This is a genomic window from Thermovibrio sp. (genome assembly GCA_015488335.1).
Taxonomy (GTDB): Bacteria; Aquificota; Aquificia; order Desulfurobacteriales; family Desulfurobacteriaceae; genus Balnearium.
The window spans coordinates 1-21514 of record WFNZ01000069.1 but is presented as its reverse complement, the minus strand read 5'-3'; the positions used below and the strand labels follow the sequence as shown (position 1 = coordinate 21514).

Genomic DNA, 21514 nt, shown 5'->3' with positions numbered 1-21514 from the left:
CATTTGGACTCTACAGTCAAAAAGCATTAACACAATCTTTATAGCACTTGAGACTGAAGAGAAAGATGAGGATTCTCTTGTAAAGAGACCTGCGGTTCCTGGTCAACTCAAGGTAGCTATTCCTGCAATTGTTGACATCGTAGGCTATCTCAGGGTTATTAAAGACGGCAAGAGAGTCCTTTCCGTTACTCCTACGGCCAAGTGGTATGCGAAAGACAGAAGCGGGAAGTTGCCGGACGAGATAACTCCAGACTTTCAGTATATCCTGAAACTGATTAGAGGAGAAGAGGTTGGAAGTGTTTCTTCTGATACTGGCTCTGGCGGCAATATACCTGCTAATACTGAATTAGATCAGAAGTACATCAAGGGTATTCACGCTTGGGCTGGACTTGCTGGAGTGGACCACAAAGAGCTGATTAGAGAAAGGTTCGGCAAGTCTTCCTCTAAGGAACTTACGGAGAAAGAGGCACTTGAGATTATCAATGCTTTAAGAGAAAAGTGGGCGGCAGACGTTAGAGAGCTTGGCTTTGATGTTGAGCTTGACCTGGGAAAACCAATAGAAAAAGTAACCTACAAAGAAGCCAAGGAATATACCTCCAAATTGGAAGAAGCACCCGCCTAACCTTAGAGCAGTTTTTATCTCTTTCAGGTGAGGTTCCAGATGTCAAGAGATTACGAAAGCGTAAGCAGTATTGAGACTTTCCTGTCCTGCCCACGGGCTTACTACCTTTCCTACGTTGCGGGGCTGCCGGCAAAGGTCGGCCCCGCTGTTGATTACGGGAAGTGGATACACAAACAACTGGAGGCTTACGGCCGTGGAGAAGCTCGGCATCAAGATGCCGAGCCTTTTATTGAGGCTCTTAAGTCCTTTCTGGAAAAAGAGAAGCTGAAGATTAAGCAGGTAGAGGTTGAATTTAAGGTTCACATTCAGGGTCAAACCTTCAAGGGAGTTATAGACGCTATCTGCGACAGAGAAGTTGCTCTTGATAGAAAATCCGATGAGAGCACAGAAGAAGTAGAAGACGTTGATGACATCCCGTTTTAAGGAGGAGAAAATGCAGGTTAAGGTTCCTTTAAAGCAGGCGCCTTTCACGGGCGACAAATACATCTGCTTTTGGGAAAACGGACAAAAGAAGGAGTTTTTCTGCAAAACCGTTTTCCCTACAAAGTTTGACCACCATTTCTACTACATACTGCCTGATGGTTTTCCTGTTTTTATGGTCAAGCTGATTTTTGGCCCAGATGCTCAGATTGTAGGAGGGGATTATGGAACTCATAAGACTAAAAGGAGACAGAGCAAAAGCAATGCTCTGCAGGCGGCTTTTGTGGAGAGCAAGGGTTAAGGGGAAAGTTTCGGAGTTTAGGGTAGATCAATACGGAGATACGATAGACGTCTACTGCTTACCGGAGGAGTTAGAAAAAGTAGCTGGAATTCTTGCTACAGCTCCTTACGTGAAAGAAGAACCGAAACGAAAACCTGTGAGGGATGGAGCAAAACATGTCAAGCGGAAGCCAAAACTTGTTAGAGATTACGGAGAAGGACCTCGTAAGGTGCGCCTCTGTTTTTAGAAACATCCGCTTAATCAAGTTAAAAGTTCTTCTCTATCTCTATTTCAGCCCTTACAAAACATCCGAAACTATCACAAGAAGACTCAAATACCGTTCTCAGTTGACAGAACAAGCAATAGAACAGCTCAGGGATCAGGGATTTATTACCAGGCCTGGCGCTGGATATAAGCTGACAGAAGCAGGAAAGAAGATAGCTGAAGCAGTAATTGAACTAATAGCAGCGATGAAGGAGGAAAGATGAAAAACATAACCGTGGAGCTCTGCTCTCATTCTCCTGTTCGGAACGCCATCATTGGCGCCCGGACTTGCTACAAATCTTTTGATAGAGATGATTATGCTGATGAGAGGAATATAGGAGAGAATAACCGTAAGCTACTCAAAAGGCTTATAGCGTTAGGCCACGAGTCGGTTATAGAGCACGTGTCCTATACATTCCGCATCAAAGGAGCTTCCCGAGGATTTCTGCAGCAACTTGTTAGGCACAGAATTGCAAGCTACTCCGTGCAGTCAACGAGATACACGCTAAAGAAGTTACTTTCAGGAGCTATTGTTGACCCTGCTGAATTCTGTGTAATCCCAGAGGAATTCACGCAAAAGGAGCGGGAAGCTCTCTTAGGAATACTGCTGGAGTTAAAGAGAGCCGTTAAGAAGTTTCCTAACGATGTTGCTAAATATCTGTTACCTGAAAGTTTTAGGACAGAGCTTGTTTGGACAATTAACGCAAGGTCTTTAAGGAACTTCCTAAAGCTGAGGCTTCACCCGGCTGCTCACTTTGAGATTAGACGAGTAGCTGAGCTGGTTGTTGAGGCTTTACCAGAGGAGCACTTGATATTGTTTGAGGATTTGGTGGAGGGAGGGTAAGAATGAAACTTCTACTTCTTTCAATAGGAGTGCTTATTATTGCATTCCTGCTTTTTGCTATGTTCTTTGAGGTGTATAGAGGGATAAGGAAAGACCACAATGATATTAAAGGAGACTAACCTGACTATTTCCTCTCCCTGCCCGTCCCCCTGTTCGGCTTCCCTGAAAGCTTGATAGGGAGGCTGTCTTATGAAATTACCTCTATTCCCCATTCCCAGTGGAACCACTCCAAAGAAGGCACCTTTCATTGAGAGGATCAGACCTTTCATAGAGAAGTTCAAAGGTAAGACTCCTAAGATAAAGACCTACTTCGGAGCTCCTCAAAGGGCTCTTGGAGAACTCCTTGCTGAAATCGGGATAGGAGCCTGCGTTTCTCCCACCACAAAAAAACATTTTGACTCTTATCTCTTTTACTTCCTTGACAACGGGGCGTTCAAATACTGGCTCAAGGGAGAACCCTTTAAAGAGAGGCCCTTTTTCAACCTTATAGAGAAATCCCTCAAGTCGGGCAAAAGGCCCGACTTTCTCGTTCTCCCAGACCTCATAGGAAGGGGAAAGGAGAGCCTTGAGTTTTCGGCCTCTTATGCAGAGAAGTTAAAAGGGATTGAAATACCCTTTGCCCTTGCTCTTCAGGACGGAATGGAAGAGGGGGAAGTGAGAGACTTTGTCTCCTGCTACTGCGTAGAAGTCCTGTTTGTGGGGGGGACTACCCGCTGGAAGTGGGAGACTGCCCCCAAGTGGGTAAGGCTTGCAGAAGAGCTGGGGATAAAGTGCCACATTGGAAGGGTTCCTTCCGTAAAGAGGATTTATCAGGCAAGAAAACTTGGAGTTCACTCAATAGATTCAACCGCTCCTCTCTGGGAAGAGAGGAAGTTTATAGGCTACATAGAGGCCGTTATGAGGGTTTCTTCCTGTCAACAAACTCTGCCGTTCGTGGAGGCTTAAATGAAACGCTGGCTCACTACTAAAGAGGCTGAAGAATATACAAACCTGTGTTTTAAAACTCTTAAGAAATACTACCTTGAGGGCTTCATCTACGCTAAAAAAGCAGGGAACAAATGGCTTTGGGATAGAGAAAGCATAGACGCATTCCTTGGCGAGGACGACCTTAAAACAGAAGCTCTCTTGCACGAGGTTAAACAATGCGGTTAAATATCAACATGCGTCTATTCCAGCGGGAGAACGGCATCTGGTATGTAGAGTTCAGGAGAGGAGTAAAAAAGAGCCTCCGCACGCGTAACAAGGCGGAGGCCGTTCGCCTTTTTAACAAGCTAAAGAGGGAGTATTTAGCGGGGAAACTCATAATCCTCAAAGAAGGACAGAAGATACTCCTTTCTGAGTTCATTCCCGAATACCTTGACTGGGCAAGAGAAAATCTCGCTTTCGCTACCTACCGCAAAAGAGTATATGTCCTTAACAACTTTAAGGAAGTGGTTGGAGATACCTATCTTAAGTCCCTATCCCGTAAACACTTAGACGAATACGTATCTCATTTGTTAGCAACAGGAGTATCCCGCAATACAGTTAACACTCACATAAGGCACTTAAAGGCTTCCCTGACTAAGGCCGTAGAATGGGAGTTTGTAAAAGAACATCCTTTTAAGGGTTACAAACTCCTAAGAGTTCAACAGAAACCTCCGGTCTTTTTACTTCCTGAGCAGATAAACAGGGTTTTGGAAGTGATAGATAGCGACTATTGGGCTTTTGTATTCAAGCTCTTTATCTATACCGGAATGAGGCTCTCAGAGGTCGTCAACCTTCGCTGGTCTGACGTTGACCTTAACAGAGGGGTTATAGTTGTCAGGAAAGCTAAAAACTACCAGAGCAGGGTTATACCGATACATCCCCGCCTCAAGGAAGAGATAGAAAAGAGGTTGCCAGCCGTTGGTAAGCTGGTTCCTTATCACAAAGATTACGTTTATCATAAGCTTAAAGCCTACCTCAGAAAAGCTGGCTTTCCTAACGTAAGAATTCACGACTTAAGGCATACATTTGCCAGCTTGATGGTAATGTCAGGAGTTGACCTCAAGACCGTGCAGGAGCTCCTCGGTCATCAGGACTACCGGACAACAGAAATATACGCCCATTTGGCGCCTGCTCACCTGCAGGATGCCATCAGAAAACTGCCCATCTGAAACACGGTTTTGCACCCAAAATGCACCCACCACCGATTTAAGCCCTTGAAATACAACAAAACTCTGACTACTCGTAATGCCCAGGTCGGGGGTTCAAGCCCCCCCGCCAGCACCATCTAATAAGAACAATGTATAATTCCTCAAACTTTTCCTCAGGAGTTCTCAATGAGCCGTTTTGCTCTTCTCTTAGATTACAGTTTCTCTGCCGTTTTAAAGAACTGGAAAGCTGTCCTTGTTTTCTTTTTAATTTTGATTCTCCTCTTTTTCTTTCATTTTGTCCCGTTTCTTTCATTTGTTGGCCAGATTATTGTTTCCCTCATTGTCACTCAATTGGAAGTTTATTACGGTAAAGCTTTCTTAAGGGCAGAAAGCAGAGAAGAACTTCTTGAATTTCTGAAGAATTCAACAGTTTTGAAAGTCTTTACCGAGAATATACAGGTTTCATCTGGAATTTTCTTCGCTTCTTTTATAGTTACAACAGCTTTAAGTCTGTTTACTTTTGGGCTTCTTTTTGTTACCGGGCTTATCTACGATTTTAAGAGTGTTGAATCGGTAGAAAATGCTCTTCTTTACGGTTTGGTCTATTTTCTCATCATTTCAACTGTCTGGCTTACGTATCTTTACCTCGTTCCTCTGGGAGTCGGTTATGGAATGAGCAGAGAGAACTTTGGGGAAGCCTTTTTGGGCTTTTTCAGAATATTTACTCCAACTTTCTGGAAAAAGGCGATGAGCTTCCAGTACTTTAAGCTTATAACTTTAGGTGGAATACTGCTTACAGTTTTTGCTGTTCTCGGTTTTGTTTTTACAATAACCCTTATCCTTTCTCCTTTGGGAGCTGCCGTTTTCTACCTGACGGCCGTTTTCTGGGGTTCCCTCTGTGCCGAAAGCTATCGGATCTCCTTTTTACAGCCTGATGACGGAGCTCCCATTAACTAAAGACTGAACCACGTCGTAGGCGTTTGAGGCGACCCCAACTTCAAGCTGGTCTAAGAGGCCAAAGTAGTCTAAACAGGTTCCGCAGCAGATTATCTCAACTCCCTTTTTAGAGAGCTCCTTCAGTGCGTTCAGTATCTCTTCGTCTGCTCCTCTGCAGGCCAGTTTAACTGCCGTGTTCACGAGAACTATCTTCTCTGGCATCGGGTCAGCATTGAGAAACGTCTTTATGAACCCTTTTATGAGGATCTTTCCCAATTCAGGGTCTTCACCTACGTAGGATGAGGCTATGAAGACAACAGGTCTTCCCTTTTTAGGTTGAGGAGCTCCCCCTTCTTCGGGCTTTTCCTCTTTCCTTTTTTCTGGAGTTCCTCCTTTTGTAATCTTTATGTAGAAAAGGCCATCCTTCTCCTCAACCTCAACGGAGCACCCTTCCTTCTGTGCAAACCTCTTTACGTTCTCCCGAGAGGCTTTGTTGTCAACGATTACAGTTATCTCTCCCTTTTCTAACTGTGAGAGTGCTTCTTTTGTCTTTAAAACTGGGATCGGGCAGGCCTGTCCTCTGCAGTCAACTGTCTTCATTTTCCACCTCCTTGAGGAGCTCTCTGAACTTCTCAAGCCTCTCTAAAGTTATCCCAAGCTCTGCAACTGTGTTTTCTCCCTTTAAAACCTTCTGCTCTAACTTAAGCAGTAGCTCACAGGGAAGACAGTATTCACTGTTTTGCAGGTTTTTTTCCCACATCTGGTTCAGGGGGAGTTCCCCTTTTGCAATTCCAAGGCTTTCGGTTCTCTGTTCTTCGTCTTTCAGGTAGATGAACCTCTTTCCTTCCCACTCCGCTTCAATCAGTGTGTATCTACCGTTTTTGAACTTCCTTAGAACCTTCAACGTAGAGCCTCTCTGCAACTTCTCTGAATATCTGCTCTCCTATTCTCCTCAGACACTCTTTCTTTTTTTCCTCAACCTCTGATGCGCTGCCGTAGGCGTCGTAGAACCCGTATCTCTCTATTTTAAATACGGCAAGGGGCTTTTTGAAACCATACTTTATGAGCTTTACCGTTGTTACAACGTTTAGCTGGTATTCCCTTGCAACGTCTCTCCTGTCAAACCCTACGGCCACAGAAGAGATTGAATCAACAGAAGGCTTGACTACTATTGATACGTCTGGAATGGGTTTCAGATCAACTCTGAACCTCGGATCTTCGGCAAATACGTCGTTTGCAACCTGGGTGAATATTACGTCTAAGGCCTCTTCTGAAGTTCTGTTTGTAACGGGCTCAAGGTAAACGTGTTCAAGTTTGTGGGGAGCTCCCACCCTGTTTGGGGCGGAAGCACACCCGAAAGATAAAAAGCTGAGAATCAGCAAAATCAGTATTCTCAAAACCTACCTCACAACGATGTTAATAATCCTTCCAGGCCTGTAGATAAATTTAACAATCTGTTTCTCTTCTACAGCCCTTTTTACCTTTTTACTTGAAAGGGCAATACTTCTGGCCGTCTCCTCGTCTGCGTCAACGGGAACGCTTATAACGTCTCTAACTTTCCCGTTTACCTGAACAGGAATCTCAACCTCTTCCCTCTTAAGGGCTTCCTCTTCAACTTCTGGCCACTTTTCAGATGCAAGCAGTGTTGTGTGGCCCGTCATCTCCCACATCTCTTCAGCTATGTGGGGGGCAAACGGAGAGAGCATAACTATCAGCTTCTCAATCGCCTCCTTCAGAGCTCTGTAGTCTCCCTCTGTTTCTGGCTTAAAGGCAGAAATTGAGTTGAAGAGCTCCATAATGGCCGCAATTGCCGTGTTGAACTTGAACCTCTCTGAGAGCTCCCCCGTAACCTTCTGTAGCGTTTCGTGGGTTTTCCGGCGGAGCTCCCTTCCACTTTTAGAGAGCTCTCCTGAGAACTCCTCCTCAAACAGGTCTTTCTTCTCGGCCACAAACTGGAAGACCCTTCTCAGGAACCTGTAAGCTCCTTCTATCCCTTCTGTTTTCCACTCAAATTCAGCTTCAGGAGGAGCTGCAAAGAGGACGTAGAGCCTTGTTGCGTCTGCTCCGTACTTCTCAACCATATCCTGAGGGTTTACTATGTTTAGCTTTGACTTGCTCATCTTTGAAACTTCGCCGTATTCCCTCTCAAGCCTCTCCATAAGGGAGTCAAAATCATCTATGAACTTTTTAATCTCTTCCGTTCCAAGGAGTAAAACGGCGTTGTCTCCTACTGAAATGTGGTATCTCCTCATAAGAGAGCCGATTGTTTCTGTTAGCTCTGTTTTCTTTCCAGTTAGAGCCTCTATCAGGGCAGAAACGGGGCTCTCTTCCGTCAGGTTAAAGGCCTTTAACAGGTTCTTAACGCTTACCCACCTCTTGTTTACCATTCCCTGAGTTAAGAGGTTCAGGAACGGCTCTCCCGCCTTGAAGAATAGTTCCTGTTCATCTTTCCTCTCTGCCCTGAACAGCCCCAAGTCCCTCAAAACTTTTGTAAAGAACCTTGAGTAGAGCAGGTGTAAAACGGCGTGCTCAATTCCGCCGATGTACTGGTCAACAACCATCCAGTAGCCGGTCTCTTCAGGGTCAAATGGGAGTTTTTCCTCTTTTGGAGAGCAGAACCTCAGGAAATACCAGGAGGAGTCAACGAATGTGTCCATAGTGTCCGGGTCTCTCTTTGCGGGGCCGCCACACTTTGGACAGGTGGTGTTTATGAACTCAGGAACCCTCTCTAAGGGTGAGCGGCCTTCACCTAACAGCGGAGCGTTTTCGGGGAGTTTTACGGGGAGTTCCTCCTCTGGAACGGGAACAATTCCGCACTTTTCACAGTGGACAACGGGTATAGGCGTTCCCCAGTACCTCTGCCTTGAGATGTTCCAGTCCCTCAGCCTGTACTGAACGGCCTTTTCACCCTTCCCGAGATTTTCAAGCTCTTCAGTTATTTTCCTCTTTGCCTCTTCACTCTTTAACCCTGTAAACTTTCCGCTGTTAACGAGAACTCCCGTCTCAGTGTAGGCCTCTGTTAAGTCTTCCGGCTTCAGCTCTTCTCCCTCAGGCGTTATAACAATCTTAATCGGCAGGCCGTACTTCTTTGCAAACTCAAAGTCCCTCTGGTCGTGGGCTGGAACGGCCATAACGGCTCCCGTTCCGTAGTCCATCAGAACGAAGTTTGCAGTGTAAACGGGAACTCTCTCTCCTGTTAGGGGGTGAACTGCGTAAACTCCAAGGAACACTCCCTCTTTCTCAAGCTCTCCGCTCTCCCTCTTCCTCTTCTCAACCCTTTTCATTCTCTCAACGAACTCTCTAACGGCCTCCTCCTGCTCAGTTCCCTTAGAGAGCTCCACCGTCAGCGGGTGTTCAGGTGCAAGTGCAACGTAGGAAACTCCAAAAAGAGTATCTGGCCTTGTTGTAAAAACCTCTATCGTTTTTCCTTTTTCAGGAACCTCAAACTGGACTTTTGCTCCAACGCTCTTCCCTATCCAGTTTCTCTGCATCGTTATTACAGGCTCCGGCCAGTGGCCTTTGAGGAGCTCCAGGTCTTTGAGGAGCTCCTCAGCGTAGTCAGTTATCTTCAGGAACCAGCTGTCAATCTCCTTTTGAACAACCTCTGTTCCACACCTCCAGCACCTTCCCTCATCATCAACCTGTTCGTTTGCAAGAACAGTTAAACAGGAAGGGCACCAGTTGACCGTTGCCTTTGCCCTGTAGGCAAGGCCTTTCTCAAACATCTTTATGAAGAGCCACTGGTTCCACCTGTAGTATTCCGGCAGGCAGGTGGCAATTTCCCTGTTCCAGTCGTAAGATAGGCCTAACCTTTTTAGCTCTTCCTTCATGTTGGCGATGTTTGAGAGAGTCCAGTCTTTCGGGTGAACTCCGCTCTTAATGGCGGCGTTCTCTGCCGGCAGCCCGAACGCGTCCCAACCCATAGGGTGGAGAACGTTGTAGCCGAACATTCTCTTAAACCTTGCAACAACATCCCCTATTGAGTAGTTTCTTACGTGCCCCATGTGGATCTTCCCGGAAGGATACGGGAACATCTCAAGGACGTAGTACTTCTTCTTTGAAGGGTCGGGGGAGCTCCCAAAAACTCCCTTCTCCTCCCATACTTTCTGCCATCTTTCCTCTATCTCCTTAAAGTTATACTTTTCCTGCATCTTTCTAATAACCTCCTTTGAAGAACCGATGTGTTGTTGATAACATAGCATAAGTTATTCTTACTGTAGACCCTTGGAGGTTACAGTGGAAATTCAATCTGTTAGAAGGAATGTTCAGATCTTTTTCTTTCTTCTTATCTCATCTGGAGTTTACGAGTTTTACAAATTCGTTTACTGTGGTAGCAATCGTCCTGATTTTACAGATGCGTTTTTACCCATAGCCGGTGTATTTGATGTAATTCTTAAGGTAAAAACGGGTATAACAGACCCTTTTCACCCTGCAGCAATGGCAATTATTTTATCAACTATTTTTACTACGCTCCTTATTGGTAAGAGCTTTTGCGGTTGGATATGTCCTGTAGGAACAATTTTAGACTTTTTGACCTACCTACGGGTGAGAAATTTAAGATTTGAACTGGAATTTAATAAGCTTAATAGAATGAGGGAAACCGGAATTTTCCGTATTTTAGACGCTATTTTGAGAACACCTAAGTATCTTATAGCTTTTTGGTTCATTTACGTTATGATTAAGATGCCAGCTCAGGCAATGATAATGATTGCCCGGCAATCTAACGTAGATGCAGATATAAAACTGTTTAAGTTCTGGATAGACCTATTTCACGGAAAGGAAAATTCATATGCCGTTATCTTTCTTCTCATTATAGGATTTTCTTTTATAATTCCGCGTTTTTGGTGTCGTTATCTTTGCCCTTTAGGAGCTTTTTACGGTGTTTTCAACATGTTTTCTCTATTAAGGCTGAGAAGAGAAAAAACTGTTTGTAAAAATTGTAGAGACTGTAATGTCTGTCCTGTAGGTTTACTGCCCTTCAAAAGTATTGAATTTAATAATACTGAATGTATTATGTGTTTGAAGTGTCAGGACAGCTGTTCTACAGGAGCTTTGAAACTTGAAATATTTGGTAGAAGTTTCCCCAAACTTCTCTATCCTATTGTTTTGCTTGTTCTATTTTTTGGAAGCATAGCAATTTTTAAGATGCTTGGCGTTTGGCATTCTGTTTTGACTCTGAGAGAAGAGGCTTTTCTTCTGCTAAAAAACGGTTTTAATTCGCACTGGATACGTTAGGAGGTTAACCATGGCTATCCCAGATTCTCTTATGAAGGTTGCGGCAATATTTTTTGATGTCGTTTTTGTTCTCATAGTTACCTATGTGATTTTTGTAGTTGGTATAAGACTCTACTGGGCTTTTAAATCAAAAAGGATGAAAGGACAGGAGATTCCCGACATTCCGGAGTTTCACAGGCTCAAAAAGGGGAAAGGAGTAATCTACGTCCACTCTCCCAACTGTAAGCCTTGTAAGTTCGTTGATCCCATTGTTAAAAAGCTCTCTAAAGAGTTGAAGGATGTTCACTTTGTAAAAGTTAACGCAATGGAAAATCCTGAAGTTGTAAGGAAATTGGGAGTTCTTGCAACTCCTTCCCTTATAATCACAGAAGGTGGTAAAGTTAAAGAAGTTCTTATAGGCCCGATAAACGAAGGAACTCTGAGGGAGAAGCTGAAATGAGAATAACATTTAACGGAGCTGCTCAGGTAGTTACAGGAAGCTGCCACCTATTTGAAACAGACGGTGTTAAGTTCCTCTTAGACTGTGGCCTCTTTCAGGGGAGTGAAGAGCTTGAAGATTTAAACCCCAAGTTCACTTTTGACCCCCGGGAAGTGGACTTCGTTATCCTCTCCCACGGCCACTTAGACCACTGCGGAAGGCTTCCATACCTGGTTAAAAAGGGATTTAGGGGAAAGATTTACGCAACTTCCGGAACTATAGATATCTCCCGCCTCATCCTTATGGACGCTGCGCAGGTTCAGGAAGAGCAGCTGAAAACTGTAAACAGGAGGAGGCTCAGGGAGGGGAAGAAGAAAAAGGAGCTCCTCTACACGTTAGACGAAGTTTTTGACACATTTAACCACTTTAAACCCTGTGAATACCACAGATGGTATCAGGTTGGCCTGGTTAAATTTCGCTTCTTAGACGCCGGCCACATCCTCTGCTCAGAAACCGTTGAGTTAGAGATTGAGGGGAAGAGAGTAGTTTTCAGTGGAGACATTGGGAACAGGGGAAAGCCTTTGATTAGAGACCCTGAAACTCCCCCAGAAGCAGACGTTGTTATTATGGAGACCACTTACGCAAACAGGAAGCACAAGAGTTTTAAAGAGTCTGTTGAGGAGTTTAAAGAGGCAGTTCTCTCTACCTTTAAAAGGGGCGGTGTTGTCCTCATTCCAACGTTTGCGTTAGAGAGGGCTCAGGATATTCTCTACATACTTAAGAAGATGTATGAAAAGGGGGAGCTCCCCCCCTGTAAAGTCTTCTTAGACTCCCCCCTTGCAATATCTGTCACGAAAACCTTTCGCCGCCACCCTGAGTGTTTAGAGGAGATGGTTCTAAAAGAGCTTGAGCAGAGAGGAAACATCTTTGACTTTCCCTATTTAGAGTTCACCAGAAGGGTTGAGGATTCAAAGAGGATAAACGACTACAGGGGAAGGGCGATAATCATTGCCGGAAACGGAATGTGCACCGGCGGTAGGATTCTCCACCATCTGAAACACAGAGCATGGGACGAAAGGAACTCAATCATTTTCGTCGGCTATCAGGCAGAGGGGACGATAGGAAGACAGATAGTTGAAGGGGCTAAGAAGATAAAAGTTTTCAACGAAACAATAGCCGTTAAGCTGAAGGTCTACACGATAAACGGTTTCTCATCCCACGCCGACCAGCCCCAGCTCCTTGACTGGGTGAAAAGCGCTGCCACTAAGGATAGTAAAGTTATTCTGGTTCACGGAGAGAAGCCTGTTATTGATAAGTTCGTTCCCATTCTTAAGAGAGAGCTCCAAACAGATCCACTTGTGCCGGAGCTCTACTCTTCTGTTCTGACGTAAATTGTCAATATGATGTGACAAATTCGTCAAATTTCTCTCTGTGAAAACCCGGATTTAACAGATTTCTTCAGTTTTCAGGTTTGGCATAGAGATTGCTATTAGAAATATTTGGTGGCAAAACAAAATTTTAAGGAGGTATCGGATGAGGAAACGCTCAGGTTTCACACTTATTGAACTGATGGTTGTTGTGGCCATCATCGCAATCCTTGCAGCAATCGCCATTCCTCAGTACAGGAAGTTCCAGCTGAGGTCTAAGACTGTAGAGGCCAAAGAGAACATCGGAGCTATTGTAACTGCTGAGGAAGGTTTCGCTGCAGAACACGGCCAGTATGCTCAATGTAGCGCTGCTCCAAACGGAGTAACTCCTGGACCTACTAAACATGCTTGGTCTGTTCAAACGGCTGGAGCTGGTTTTGACCTTATTGGCTTTAAGCCTGCGGGTGATGTTTACTATGTTTACGGTGTTAAATCTGGAGCTCCCCAAAACCCTGCTGCAGCAGGAAACAGCATGGCTAACGATGCTACCACATACGATACTGATACTTCTATTGACAACAGTGGTCAACTGCAGAACGGTGTTAACGTTACCAGTGGTGTAGACATTACAATTGCAGCAACTGGCGACCTTGACGGTGATGGAAACAAAGCAGGTTTCTACAGGGATGATGAACACACTAAAATCAATCCTGACCCGGTTGATGCTGGTGCAAGCGAGTTTTAATGGATTAAGAAGATACAGGGCGGGGGAAATTTCCCCCGCTTTTTTATTTTGTTTGATAAACTTTCATTAAACCTACAAAAAGGAAGGATAGTTGGGGAGGAGAGGTTTTACACTACTTGAACTGTTGGTAGTGGTAGTAATAATAGGTATACTTGCTACAGTTTCCTCTTTCTACTACAAACGCTATTCCCTGTCTTCAAAGCGGATAGAGGCTATTACAAACCTTGGTCATATAAGGCAGCTTGAAGAGGTCTACAGGGCTGAGAAAAGCCGGTACGTTACCTGCGACTGGTCTCCAACAGACGTACCGCCACCTCAGGGAACTTACGAGTGGAACAGCGATTCCTACTTTCGTTTCATAGGTTTTCACCCTGTAGGAATTTTAAGGTACAGGTATGGGGTTGCAAAGAGTAACGGTAACTACACTGTAGCTCAGTGTATGGCAGATATAGAAACCTGTTACAGTAACTCTGTTGTTGAGAACGGTTTTACCGTTTCAAGGGATAATGTCATAGATATACTTGCGAAAGCAGAGGGAGATTTAGACGGCGACGGGGAAGTTGGAAAACTGTTTATTCCCGACGAACCGCCAGAGAAGGTCGTTTACGTTAACTACTCCGTATTCTAATTTTTCTTAAAACCGGAGGCAGTTTTGGGAGTTCTTGTTGTTAACAATTTAAGAAAAACTTTCAAGAAAAACTCGCTTCTTGGCTTTAAGAAAGAAGAAAAGAAGGTTCTTAAAGGTATAAGCTTTGAAGTATTTGAAGAGATATTTGGTTTTATAGGTCCGAACGGAGCCGGGAAAACAACAACAATAAAAGTGATTATGGATTTTGTTAAGCCGGATTCTGGGGAAATTTTAATATTTGGAAAGCCGAATTCAGATATTTCTGTTAAGCAGAATTTAGGTTTCTTGCCTGAAAGGCCTTACATTTACGGTTCTATAACGGGAAAAGAGTATTTAGATTTCTGTGCAGACGTTTACGGTATACCCTACTATGAAAGGAAGAGAAAGTTTGCTGAACTCCTTGAACTTGTTAATCTAACAGGTGTAGAGGAACAGCCCATTTCTTCGTACTCCAAGGGAATGGTTCAGAGGCTTCTTTTTGCTTCTACGCTGATTAATGACCCAGACCTTCTTATTTTAGATGAACCGATGAGCGGTCTTGACCCTGTTGGCAGGAACATAATTGCTTCTGTTATGAAAATGTTGAAGGAGAAAGGAAAGGCCGTTTTTTACAGTTCACATATTATTCAAGACGTTGAGAGACTTTCAGATAGAGTAGCGATCATTGTTGACGGTAAGATAAAGCTTTTAGATAGCGTTGCAAACATCGTTCAGGAGTTTTTAAGGGGCTACGTAATAACAGTTAGAAAGCGGGGTAGTAGCAGCCTTGAAGTTCTTAAAGTTGGTGTAGATGAGCTGTGGCAGTTACTTGAGCGTTTAAAGTCTGAAGGATATGAGATTATAAGTGTTGAACCGGACAGACTCTCCCTTGAAGAGATACTGGTTTCTTACATTCAGGAGAACAGGAGGGCTGGTTGAACCCTTTTCCAGTTGCAAAGATTACTTTTAAAGAGCTCCTTAAAGAAAAGTCGTTTATCGGTCTTCTAACTTTAGAGGTTTTCCTGCTTTTTGTCAGCAAGCTTATTTCAAATGTTGTTGCTGGAGACACTGTAAAGGTAGCCATGGATTTTGCCCTGTCGTTTTTCTTCTTTACCGTTGCCCTCTATTCTGTTTTTGTTTCTGTTGGTAGCACTTTTAGGGATGTATCAGACAGAGTTGTCTATCTTATTCTCTCTAAGCCTTTAAAGAGGAGCGATTACGTTCTCGGGAAGTTTTTAGGTTGTGCCGTAGCTGTAGCCATTTTTGTATTCTTTTCCTTTTTTATTGTCACATCCGGAATACTCGTAATAAGCGGCACTGCAAACCTTTACGTTCCTCATGTTGTCGTTGTTGAAAGGGTCTTTCTCCTCTCGCTTCTGGTATTTCTAATGGGAGTTTTCCTTTCAGCTTTTGGCGTTCTGTTTGCAATTCTCTTTACAAGCCAAGTTCTGGCTCTGATTTCTGCAATTTTTCTCTTTCTTGCCGGACTGGAGCTCTCCCCTGTAAAAGAGCTAGTAGTATCATCAAAATACGTTTCTCCTGTCAATAAACTAATCGTTCAAATTGCTTACTATTTGTTTCCAAACTTTTCTCTTTTTGATGTAAAAGACTATGTAGTCCATTTAGCTGTCAAAGTTTCTCCTCTCTTTTTCGCATCAGTTTTTATTTACTCTCTTATTTACACCTCTGCAGTTCTTCTTGTTGCTACCTACCTGTTTGACAGGAGAGAGTTGTAGTGAAACGGCTTTTAGTAGCTTTTCTTTTAGTTGTTGTTTCTATTCCGTTTATGCTGAAAGCCGATAAAAGCAAACCCCGGGTTAACGAGGTAGCTCCTGTTCTTCCCTACTCTTACAGTCAGGTTCTCCTCTCCTCACCCGGCTTAAGAAGTCCGGCTGCAGACCTTCTCTTTATGAACCTTTGCTATCTAACGGGAAACGACGTGTTTAACAGGTGGAAGGAGAGAAAGTTTACAGAGGAAGAGTGGAAGAGACTGATTGAGAACGTAGAGGTGATTGAGAAGTTAGATCCTTACTACTTTGACCCACTCTACTACCTTGGGTCTTACGTCCCCTGGAAAGTTGAGAAGAACAGGGAGCTCCTTTTGAAAATCAATTCAATACTCCTTCATGGCAATCAGATGATAAAGGACTGGCGGCTGCCCTTTTTTGTTGGGTTTAACTATTTCTACTTTTTAAACGATAAAGTTAAGGGGGCGAAGTATCTGAAAATTGCTTCTCAGATGAAGGGAGCTCCCTTTTACCTGAAGCTTTTAGTCCCCCGGCTTTACGCTGAATCAGGAAAAATTGACCTTGCTATAGCTGTAACCTACGAAGAGCTTAAAAGAACGGAAGAAGGAGCTGTTAAAAAGGAACTTAAAAGAAGGTTAAAAGCCCTCCTTGCCATAAAAGAGCTTGATAGGGCAATCAGAATTTACAGGAACCGGTTTGGAAAGTGCCCTTCAAGTCTTCAGGATCTTGTTAAGTCTGGAATAATCAGGGCTATTCCTGAAGACCCTTACGGTGGAAAGTTTTACATAGAAAAGAAGAATTGCACTGTGTGGACCACAAGCAACCTGAGGCCTGTTAAGAAATCTACTTCTTCCCGGTGAGTTTGTAGCCGTAACTTCCCAACCTTAAGAGGTTTATTCTTAGGAGTATCTGGTAGTCTATTGTATTGTCGTAGTTCTTTATCCACCTGTAAGAGATATTTCCTGTCCAGCATCCTCTGTCAATCTGAAGTGAGTACTGTCTTTCCCTGTCCTCTCTAAGCTTAAGGTCATACCTCTGCTGGTATGAGAAGGAGAGGAACCTGTTTATCGGGAAAATAGCTCCCCACCTGAGGTAAGTTATTTGCTCGGGAATGTTCTGCCTGTAGTAGTTGCTCCAGAGGGAAGTTCCGTGGGGTAGGTTCAGTGAAATGCGTGTGTTTGAGAATCGGAGCTCCCCTTCTGACGGAGAAAAGAGGAAGGTTTCTCTGATACTGAGCCATTTAGTCGGTGACGTATCTGCATCAAAGGATAGTTTATTCCAGTTCCCTGTTAGGTTGTATCCCGTTGAGAGGTTAATCCTTGCTACTCTTCCTTCCGGTGAGTAGATAAAGGTTTCTATCTCTGGGGTTATTGTCCTTTCGCCCTTCAACCTATCTGTAAGGTCAAAGAAAGGGTTAGAGCTCTGGTTTTTACTTTCTCTGTAGAAGAAGGAAAGTTTGGGGTTGAGAGAGATGCTATACTGTCCGAGTTGAAAGAATCTGTTAACCTCTGAAGTGTTTTCAAACTCACACAGATGTCTGCTTCCACCTGTCTGATAAGAAGTAAGCAGGTAGCTGAGCTTTGAAGAGTTCTTTACTATTCCTATTTTTTTAATTAGTCTCAAAGAGGGTAGGGCGTTTAGTCGGTAGCTGCTTCCACCGGCTTCTCTGTAAAAGTAGGTAATATCTGAACTGAAGTTGAACGTTAGAGGTGTTCTGGGTATAGGGGTATCCATTAAGTAGAAGTTAACTTCTGGAACTTTCTGGTAAGCTGTGTTTGTTGAACCTGTAAGGTAACGGAAGTAGGTTGAGTTAACGTTTAAAATTGCCCTTTCCCAGAGCTTTGACCCGGTTACTGTTGATTTTGTGTAGAGCTGAGTCTGTTCCTCTACGTTAAAGTCAGAAGTGTTTATGTAGTAAGACCTACTACTAACTATGTTTACGTTTGTGTTGAGGTACAGGTAGTCGTTGGGATTGTATGTGTGGTAGAAGTTGACCTTCCAGTCTTTTCCATCTTTTCTATCAAGCTGATAGTAGGTGAGGTCTCCTCTATTTTTCTCTCCTAAAACGTAGCGGAGCTCCCCTTCACCACCCTCTCCGTTTAGTGTTCTCTTCTCGTACGTTAGCGTAAGGTCGGCACTCCTTCCCAGAACGAAGTAAACGGGTTGCCGGTAAACAAAACCGTCTTTACTCATATAGCCGAGCCTGGGGGTTAAGAATCCCGACTTCCTCTTCCTCTGAATCGGACCGGAAAGGTAGGGAGAAATTAAGATGGGAATCTCTTTTACCCTGAAGGCCACCCACTTCCCGCTGAAGGATTCTCCGAGGAGGATTCTGAACTTTTTTGAGCTTACAGACCAGTCGGGGCAGTCGTGGGAGCAGGGGGTATACTCTCCGTCGTACGCGATCCACTCTTTCTCTGAGAGCCTCTCAATCTCCCTTGCCCTTATCCTGTCAGTTGGCGAGAGGAATCCGTGAACGTCTGTTAGAACTGCCCGTTTTGTCTTCAGGTTGTAGACTATCTCCTTACAGAAAAGGTGCGCCGGTTTCTCCTCTATCTCAACGTTTCCCCACACTTTGAGTATTCCCCTTTTTCTATCGTACAGGGCATTGTTCCCCTTTATTACAACGTCCCGATACGTTATTACAACTCTTCCAGATGCTCTAACGGCCGTTTCTACGTTTCCCGATACTTTTTCTGCAGATATTTTTACCGGAACTTCTCCAAAGACTACGGCTGGAAAAAGGAGCGCTAAGAGGACAACTAACTTTTTCAAGTCTTTCCCCTTTCTCTTTTATCTTCATAATTTTAAACTGAAATCACTCATAGGAGGTGGAGATGAAAAGCCCGGCAGAGCTTGTTAAAAAGGTTGCACTTCTACAGATAGGTTTTATCTCTCTTGTTTCAGAAAAGGTTGAAAAGTTTATTGAAGAGCTTGAGGAGAAGGGGAAGGTGTCTGAGGAGGAAGGAAAGAAGTTTCTCAAGCAGCTTAAGGAACAGATGGAAAAGCAGAAAGAGGAAATAGCAAAAGAAATAGAGAAGGTTTTAAGAGAGCTCCCCGTGGCAACCAAAGAGGAGGTTGACACGCTGAAAAAAGAAATTCAGGAGCTTAAGAGAGAAATTGAGGAGCTGAAGAAGACCCTTAAAGAGAAGAGCTGATGTCTCGCCTTTTCCGTTTTTGGCAGGTTGTCGGCCACCTTTTCTTCTGTTCGTACGAAATTATTGCAGGGTTTTTAACACCCGTTGGAGCTTTCCTTTTAAGCCTCATTTTTTTTCCTTACAGGGAGCTCCTCTCCTACCCCCCTCCTGAAAGGTTAAGAGTTGCTCTGGAGAGATTAGGGGGAGCTTACGTTAAAATCGGCCAGCTCCTCTCAACAAGGGTTGACCTCCTTCCTGCCGAATATGTAAAGGAACTTGAAAAACTCCAGGACAGAGTTCCTCCCCAGCCCCTCGGGGAGCTCCTCAGCCACTATCCGGAGTTGAAAGAAGCCTTCCAATACATAGATGAGAAACCTATCGGTTCAGGTTCTGTAGCCCAGGTTCACAGGGCAATTCTTAAAGACGGCAGAGAAGTTGCCCTGAAAGTTATAAGACCGAAAGCCGAAGAGCTCATAAAGAGAGATGTATCAACCCTTAAAAGCCTCGTTTCACTGTTCTCTTTCATTCCTGCAGTTAAAGAGTTTAGAGTTCCCCAGATAGTTTCGGAGTTTGAAAGGATGCTCGTAAACGAGCTTGACCTAACGGCTGAGGCCGCTTACATGGAACTCTTCAGAAAGTTCTCAAAAAAAGAGCCGTTCCTCTACGTTCCAGCAGTTATCTGGGAGTTTTCCTCTTCCCGCTACCTGACAACGGAATTTGTAAGGGGGAAAAAGCTCTCTCCTGAGCTCTTTTACGAGTTTCCAGATGTTAAGAGGGAAGAACTTGCTAAACGGTTTGTTCAGATAGTCAATAGAACAGTTTTTGAGCTTGGCGTTTTCCATGGAGACCTCCACCCAGGAAACATTTTTCTTTTGAAAAATGACAAGTTCGCCTTTGTAGACTTTGGAATAGTAGGAAGGCTCTCTCCTGATACCTTAACCGAGTTCTTTCTCTTTTCTCTGGGTGTTATGGAAAAAGACCCTGACGTAATTGTCAGCTCTCTGAAGAGGATTGGGGCGGTGGGGAACTGGGTTAACGAGAACCTCTTAAAGAGAGAGGTTCTTATTTTCCTTGATAAATACTACAACAGGCCTCTCTCCCAGATTGACGCTGAAAGACTCTTCTACGAGGAACTTTCTGTTGCAAGGAGGTTTAAGATCGTTCTTCCTGAAGAGCTGGTTACCCTCATGAAGACAATTGCCCATACTGAGTCAATAGCCCGGATAATCTACCCGGACTTCAGGCTTCCGCCCATTTTAAAGCCCTACCTGAAAAGGATTGCTCCCAAAATGGTTGCTTCGGCGGTAAAGAGGAAAGGAGTGAGGTTGGCTATGGATTACGGGGAGCTCCTCTCACAGCTCCCAACAGCTGTGAAATCAAATCTTAAAAAAGAAAAGAGAACAGAGAGTTTAGTCCCTTTCTGGAGTGCTTCTGTTTTGGGTTTCTCCATACTCCTCGCCCTTTCCCCTAAGCTTCTTCTCGTTTACATTCCCTCTCTCTACATCTTCAAAAAATTAGCTGCAAAGTAGTATCCTTTCAAAAACGGAAAGGAGAGGTAGATGGCCGTATATACAGCTCTTCTCCACTATCCCGTTTACAACAAGAGCAGAAAAATTGTTGCGACGTCCCTAACCACTTTAGACATCCACGACATAGCAAGGGCTTCAAGGACCTTTGATGTGAAGCGCTACTACGTTGTCCAGCCCATAGAGAACCACCTCTGGCTCGCCAGGAAACTCCTCTCCTTCTGGCAGAGCGGTTTCGGAAGAGAATACAACCCAAAACGGTGGGAAGCCCTCAAAATAGTTGAGGCCGTTCCCTACTTTGAAGACGCCCTTAAAGATATTGAGGAAAGAGACGGAGTAAGGCCGAAAGTTGTTGTAACCTCTGCCAGAAGGTATGAAAACAGCGTTTCTTACGAATATCTGAAAAAGAAAATAGAGGTAGGAGAGGACGTTATCATCTGCTTTGGAACGGGCTGGGGTTTAACCGAAGAGTTTATCTCGTCTGCCGACTACATCTTGGAGCCGATAGAAGGGCCTACAGATTACAACCACCTCTCTGTCAGGTCTGCAGCTGCAATTATCTTAGACAGGTTGTTGGGAAGGTGAGCCCGAAGGCCCACCGTAAAACTACTCCCCTCTGTATTCCCACTTTCCGGTCATAAGGTATTTGTGGATAGACCTTGCAGCTATCTGGGCGTGCTTTATCGCCGTAACGACCAGGTCTCCGCCGTTTACAACGTCTCCGCCGGCCCAAATTCCCTCAACGTTTGTCCTGAACTCGTCGTCAACCGTTGACAGATTGTTCCACTTATCAATCTTAAGTCCCTCAAAGTCCTTGTAGGCAACAGGGTTGTCTCCCTGACCCACTGCAAAGATTACAACATCACAGGGTATCTCAAACTCAGAGCCCTCTATAGGTTTAACTTTAGGTCTTCCCCCTTCCTGTGGAATCAGCTCCATCTTCACGCACTTGAGGGCTTTAACATTCCCTTCCTCATCTCCAACAACTTCAACCGGCTGTGTGAGCCAGTTCATCTTTACGCCTTCCTCCTCGAGCATTTCCCACTCATCTTCCCTTGCAGAGGAGGAATCCTTTGTTCTCCTGTAAACAACTTCCACTTCGTTTCCAAGCCTTACGGCAACTAAAGCACAGTCAACGGCGGTAAACCCTCCGCCTACTACTACGACCCTCTTGTTCTGGGGGAGCTCCACCTCCCTTTCCGGAGCAAGGAGGGGGTGGGTTTCTCCCGTGTTAACTTTCATTAAAAATCC

At 44.4% G+C, this 21514-nt stretch carries 27 protein-coding genes; 21 read left to right on the top strand and 6 right to left on the bottom strand.

Annotated elements, in window-relative coordinates; translation table 11 throughout:
• The 10 genes from F8H35_RS08755 to F8H35_RS08710 all read left to right on the top strand — a co-directional run.
• The coding region (locus F8H35_RS08755) for an AAA family ATPase (protein WP_472573162.1) at positions 1-622 on the top strand (622 nt) is incomplete at its 5' end.
• 27 nt (positions 623-649) lie between these two features.
• A complete protein-coding gene (locus tag F8H35_RS08750; RefSeq protein WP_472573161.1) occupies positions 650-1045 on the top strand; it encodes a PD-(D/E)XK nuclease family protein in 396 nt (131 codons plus the stop codon).
• Between the two features lie 10 nt (positions 1046-1055).
• Positions 1056-1343: a hypothetical protein gene (locus F8H35_RS08745; RefSeq protein ID WP_472573160.1), complete on the top strand. Its 288-nt coding sequence runs from the start codon at positions 1056-1058 to the stop codon at positions 1341-1343.
• Positions 1324-1569, top strand: a complete 246-nt coding sequence (locus tag F8H35_RS08740; RefSeq protein WP_472573159.1) for a hypothetical protein — start codon at positions 1324-1326, stop codon at positions 1567-1569. The genes F8H35_RS08745 and F8H35_RS08740 overlap by 20 nt, the downstream gene beginning before the upstream one ends.
• Positions 1570-1669: 100 nt before the next feature.
• The gene (locus tag F8H35_RS08735) at positions 1670-1810 is read left to right on the top strand and encodes a hypothetical protein (RefSeq protein ID WP_472573158.1); all 141 of its coding nucleotides are present in this window, start codon (positions 1670-1672) and stop codon (positions 1808-1810) included.
• Positions 1807-2430 (top strand): FAD-dependent thymidylate synthase, encoded by a 624-nt coding sequence (thyX, locus tag F8H35_RS08730; RefSeq protein WP_472573157.1) that lies wholly within the window; start codon positions 1807-1809, stop codon positions 2428-2430. Before F8H35_RS08735 ends, thyX begins: the two co-directional genes overlap by 4 nt.
• Positions 2431-2619: 189 nt before the next feature.
• The gene (locus F8H35_RS08725) at positions 2620-3375 is read left to right on the top strand and encodes a hypothetical protein (protein ID WP_472573156.1); all 756 of its coding nucleotides are present in this window, start codon (positions 2620-2622) and stop codon (positions 3373-3375) included.
• Positions 3376-3582, top strand: coding sequence for a helix-turn-helix domain-containing protein (locus tag F8H35_RS08720; protein ID WP_472573155.1), 207 nt, complete (start codon positions 3376-3378; stop codon positions 3580-3582).
• Positions 3573-4565, top strand: coding sequence for a tyrosine-type recombinase/integrase (locus F8H35_RS08715; RefSeq protein WP_472573154.1), 993 nt, complete (start codon positions 3573-3575; stop codon positions 4563-4565). Before F8H35_RS08720 ends, F8H35_RS08715 begins: the two co-directional genes overlap by 10 nt.
• A gap of 165 nt (positions 4566-4730) precedes the next feature.
• Positions 4731-5501: a hypothetical protein gene (locus F8H35_RS08710; protein WP_472573153.1), complete on the top strand. Its 771-nt coding sequence runs from the start codon at positions 4731-4733 to the stop codon at positions 5499-5501.
• Here F8H35_RS08710 and yedF read toward each other — a convergent pair.
• From yedF to leuS, 4 genes are read right to left on the bottom strand one after another with little or no spacing between them, the layout of a single operon-like run.
• Complete coding sequence (yedF, locus tag F8H35_RS08705) at positions 5469-6080, bottom strand: sulfurtransferase-like selenium metabolism protein YedF (protein ID WP_472573152.1); 612 nt, start codon at positions 6078-6080, stop codon at positions 5469-5471. The two genes, F8H35_RS08710 and yedF, sit on opposite strands and share 33 nt — an antisense overlap.
• The gene (locus tag F8H35_RS08700) at positions 6067-6384 is read right to left on the bottom strand and encodes a hypothetical protein (protein WP_472573151.1); all 318 of its coding nucleotides are present in this window, start codon (positions 6382-6384) and stop codon (positions 6067-6069) included. Before F8H35_RS08700 ends, yedF begins: the two co-directional genes overlap by 14 nt.
• On the bottom strand, positions 6353-6877 hold the full coding sequence (gene lptE / locus F8H35_RS08695) for an LPS assembly lipoprotein LptE (RefSeq protein WP_472573150.1): 525 nt from the start codon (positions 6875-6877) through the stop codon (positions 6353-6355). Before lptE ends, F8H35_RS08700 begins: the two co-directional genes overlap by 32 nt.
• Positions 6878-6880: 3 nt before the next feature.
• Complete coding sequence (gene leuS, locus F8H35_RS08690) at positions 6881-9631, bottom strand: leucine--tRNA ligase (protein ID WP_472573149.1); 2751 nt, start codon at positions 9629-9631, stop codon at positions 6881-6883.
• Positions 9632-9716: 85 nt separating this feature from the next.
• Here leuS and F8H35_RS08685 point away from each other — a divergent pair, with 85 nt between their 5' ends.
• From F8H35_RS08685 to F8H35_RS08650, 8 genes are all read left to right on the top strand, one after another.
• On the top strand, positions 9717-10715 hold the full coding sequence (locus F8H35_RS08685; RefSeq protein WP_472573148.1) for a 4Fe-4S binding protein: 999 nt from the start codon (positions 9717-9719) through the stop codon (positions 10713-10715).
• Between the two features lie 10 nt (positions 10716-10725).
• Positions 10726-11154 carry a thioredoxin family protein gene (locus F8H35_RS08680; protein WP_472573147.1) on the top strand — a complete coding sequence of 143 codons (429 nt, stop codon included), beginning with the start codon at positions 10726-10728 and terminating at the stop codon, positions 11152-11154.
• Positions 11151-12524 (top strand): MBL fold metallo-hydrolase RNA specificity domain-containing protein, encoded by a 1374-nt coding sequence (locus F8H35_RS08675; protein ID WP_472573146.1) that lies wholly within the window; start codon positions 11151-11153, stop codon positions 12522-12524. The genes F8H35_RS08680 and F8H35_RS08675 overlap by 4 nt, the downstream gene beginning before the upstream one ends.
• A 142-nt stretch (positions 12525-12666) precedes the next feature.
• Positions 12667-13245, top strand: a complete 579-nt coding sequence (locus F8H35_RS08670; RefSeq protein WP_472573145.1) for a type IV pilin protein — start codon at positions 12667-12669, stop codon at positions 13243-13245.
• Positions 13246-13336: 91 nt separating this feature from the next.
• On the top strand, positions 13337-13873 hold the full coding sequence (locus F8H35_RS08665) for a type IV pilin protein (RefSeq protein ID WP_472573144.1): 537 nt from the start codon (positions 13337-13339) through the stop codon (positions 13871-13873).
• A gap of 24 nt (positions 13874-13897) precedes the next feature.
• Entirely contained in the window at positions 13898-14791 is an 894-nt protein-coding gene (locus F8H35_RS08660; protein ID WP_472573143.1) for an ABC transporter ATP-binding protein, read from the top strand.
• Positions 14788-15588 (top strand): ABC transporter permease subunit, encoded by an 801-nt coding sequence (locus F8H35_RS08655; RefSeq protein WP_472573142.1) that lies wholly within the window; start codon positions 14788-14790, stop codon positions 15586-15588. The genes F8H35_RS08660 and F8H35_RS08655 overlap by 4 nt, the downstream gene beginning before the upstream one ends.
• Positions 15588-16460: a hypothetical protein gene (locus F8H35_RS08650; protein WP_472573141.1), complete on the top strand. Its 873-nt coding sequence runs from the start codon at positions 15588-15590 to the stop codon at positions 16458-16460. Before F8H35_RS08655 ends, F8H35_RS08650 begins: the two co-directional genes overlap by 1 nt.
• Here F8H35_RS08650 and F8H35_RS08645 read toward each other — a convergent pair.
• Positions 16444-18375 (bottom strand): LPS-assembly protein LptD, encoded by a 1932-nt coding sequence (locus tag F8H35_RS08645; RefSeq protein ID WP_472573140.1) that lies wholly within the window; start codon positions 18373-18375, stop codon positions 16444-16446. The two genes, F8H35_RS08650 and F8H35_RS08645, sit on opposite strands and share 17 nt — an antisense overlap.
• A 62-nt stretch (positions 18376-18437) precedes the next feature.
• On the opposite strand from F8H35_RS08645, the gene F8H35_RS08640 reads away from it, so the two are divergent.
• The 3 genes from F8H35_RS08640 to F8H35_RS08630 are packed head-to-tail and all read left to right on the top strand — an operon-like array spanning position 18438 to position 20848.
• Complete coding sequence (locus F8H35_RS08640; protein WP_472573139.1) at positions 18438-18758, top strand: phasin family protein; 321 nt, start codon at positions 18438-18440, stop codon at positions 18756-18758.
• On the top strand, positions 18758-20266 hold the full coding sequence (locus tag F8H35_RS08635) for an ABC1 kinase family protein (RefSeq protein ID WP_472573138.1): 1509 nt from the start codon (positions 18758-18760) through the stop codon (positions 20264-20266). Before F8H35_RS08640 ends, F8H35_RS08635 begins: the two co-directional genes overlap by 1 nt.
• 30 nt (positions 20267-20296) lie before the next feature.
• Positions 20297-20848 (top strand): RNA methyltransferase, encoded by a 552-nt coding sequence (locus F8H35_RS08630; protein WP_472573137.1) that lies wholly within the window; start codon positions 20297-20299, stop codon positions 20846-20848.
• 21 nt (positions 20849-20869) lie between these two features.
• Here the strand turns inward: F8H35_RS08630 and F8H35_RS08625 are convergent.
• A partial coding sequence (locus F8H35_RS08625) for an FAD-dependent oxidoreductase (RefSeq protein ID WP_472573136.1) occupies positions 20870-21514 on the bottom strand: 645 nt, incomplete at its 5' end.

Excerpts from the sequence above, each read along its gene's own strand:
- F8H35_RS08745 (WP_472573160.1), top strand. The coding sequence starts at position 1,056 with ATGCAGGTTAAGGTTCCTTTAAAGCAGGCGCCTTTCACGGGCGACAAA.
- thyX (WP_472573157.1), top strand. The coding sequence starts at position 1,807 with ATGAAAAACATAACCGTGGAGCTCTGCTCTCATTCTCCTGTTCGGAAC.
- F8H35_RS08725 (WP_472573156.1), top strand. The coding sequence starts at position 2,620 with ATGAAATTACCTCTATTCCCCATTCCCAGTGGAACCACTCCAAAGAAG.
- F8H35_RS08720 (WP_472573155.1), top strand. The coding sequence starts at position 3,376 with ATGAAACGCTGGCTCACTACTAAAGAGGCTGAAGAATATACAAACCTG.
- F8H35_RS08715 (WP_472573154.1), top strand. The coding sequence starts at position 3,573 with ATGCGGTTAAATATCAACATGCGTCTATTCCAGCGGGAGAACGGCATC.
- F8H35_RS08710 (WP_472573153.1), top strand. The coding sequence starts at position 4,731 with ATGAGCCGTTTTGCTCTTCTCTTAGATTACAGTTTCTCTGCCGTTTTA.
- yedF (WP_472573152.1), bottom strand. The coding sequence starts at position 6,080 with ATGAAGACAGTTGACTGCAGAGGACAGGCCTGCCCGATCCCAGTTTTA.
- leuS (WP_472573149.1), bottom strand. The coding sequence starts at position 9,631 with ATGCAGGAAAAGTATAACTTTAAGGAGATAGAGGAAAGATGGCAGAAA.
- F8H35_RS08680 (WP_472573147.1), top strand. The coding sequence starts at position 10,726 with ATGGCTATCCCAGATTCTCTTATGAAGGTTGCGGCAATATTTTTTGAT.
- F8H35_RS08675 (WP_472573146.1), top strand. The coding sequence starts at position 11,151 with ATGAGAATAACATTTAACGGAGCTGCTCAGGTAGTTACAGGAAGCTGC.
- F8H35_RS08670 (WP_472573145.1), top strand. The coding sequence starts at position 12,667 with ATGAGGAAACGCTCAGGTTTCACACTTATTGAACTGATGGTTGTTGTG.
- F8H35_RS08640 (WP_472573139.1), top strand. The coding sequence starts at position 18,438 with ATGAAAAGCCCGGCAGAGCTTGTTAAAAAGGTTGCACTTCTACAGATA.
- F8H35_RS08635 (WP_472573138.1), top strand. The coding sequence starts at position 18,758 with ATGTCTCGCCTTTTCCGTTTTTGGCAGGTTGTCGGCCACCTTTTCTTC.
- F8H35_RS08630 (WP_472573137.1), top strand. The coding sequence starts at position 20,297 with ATGGCCGTATATACAGCTCTTCTCCACTATCCCGTTTACAACAAGAGC.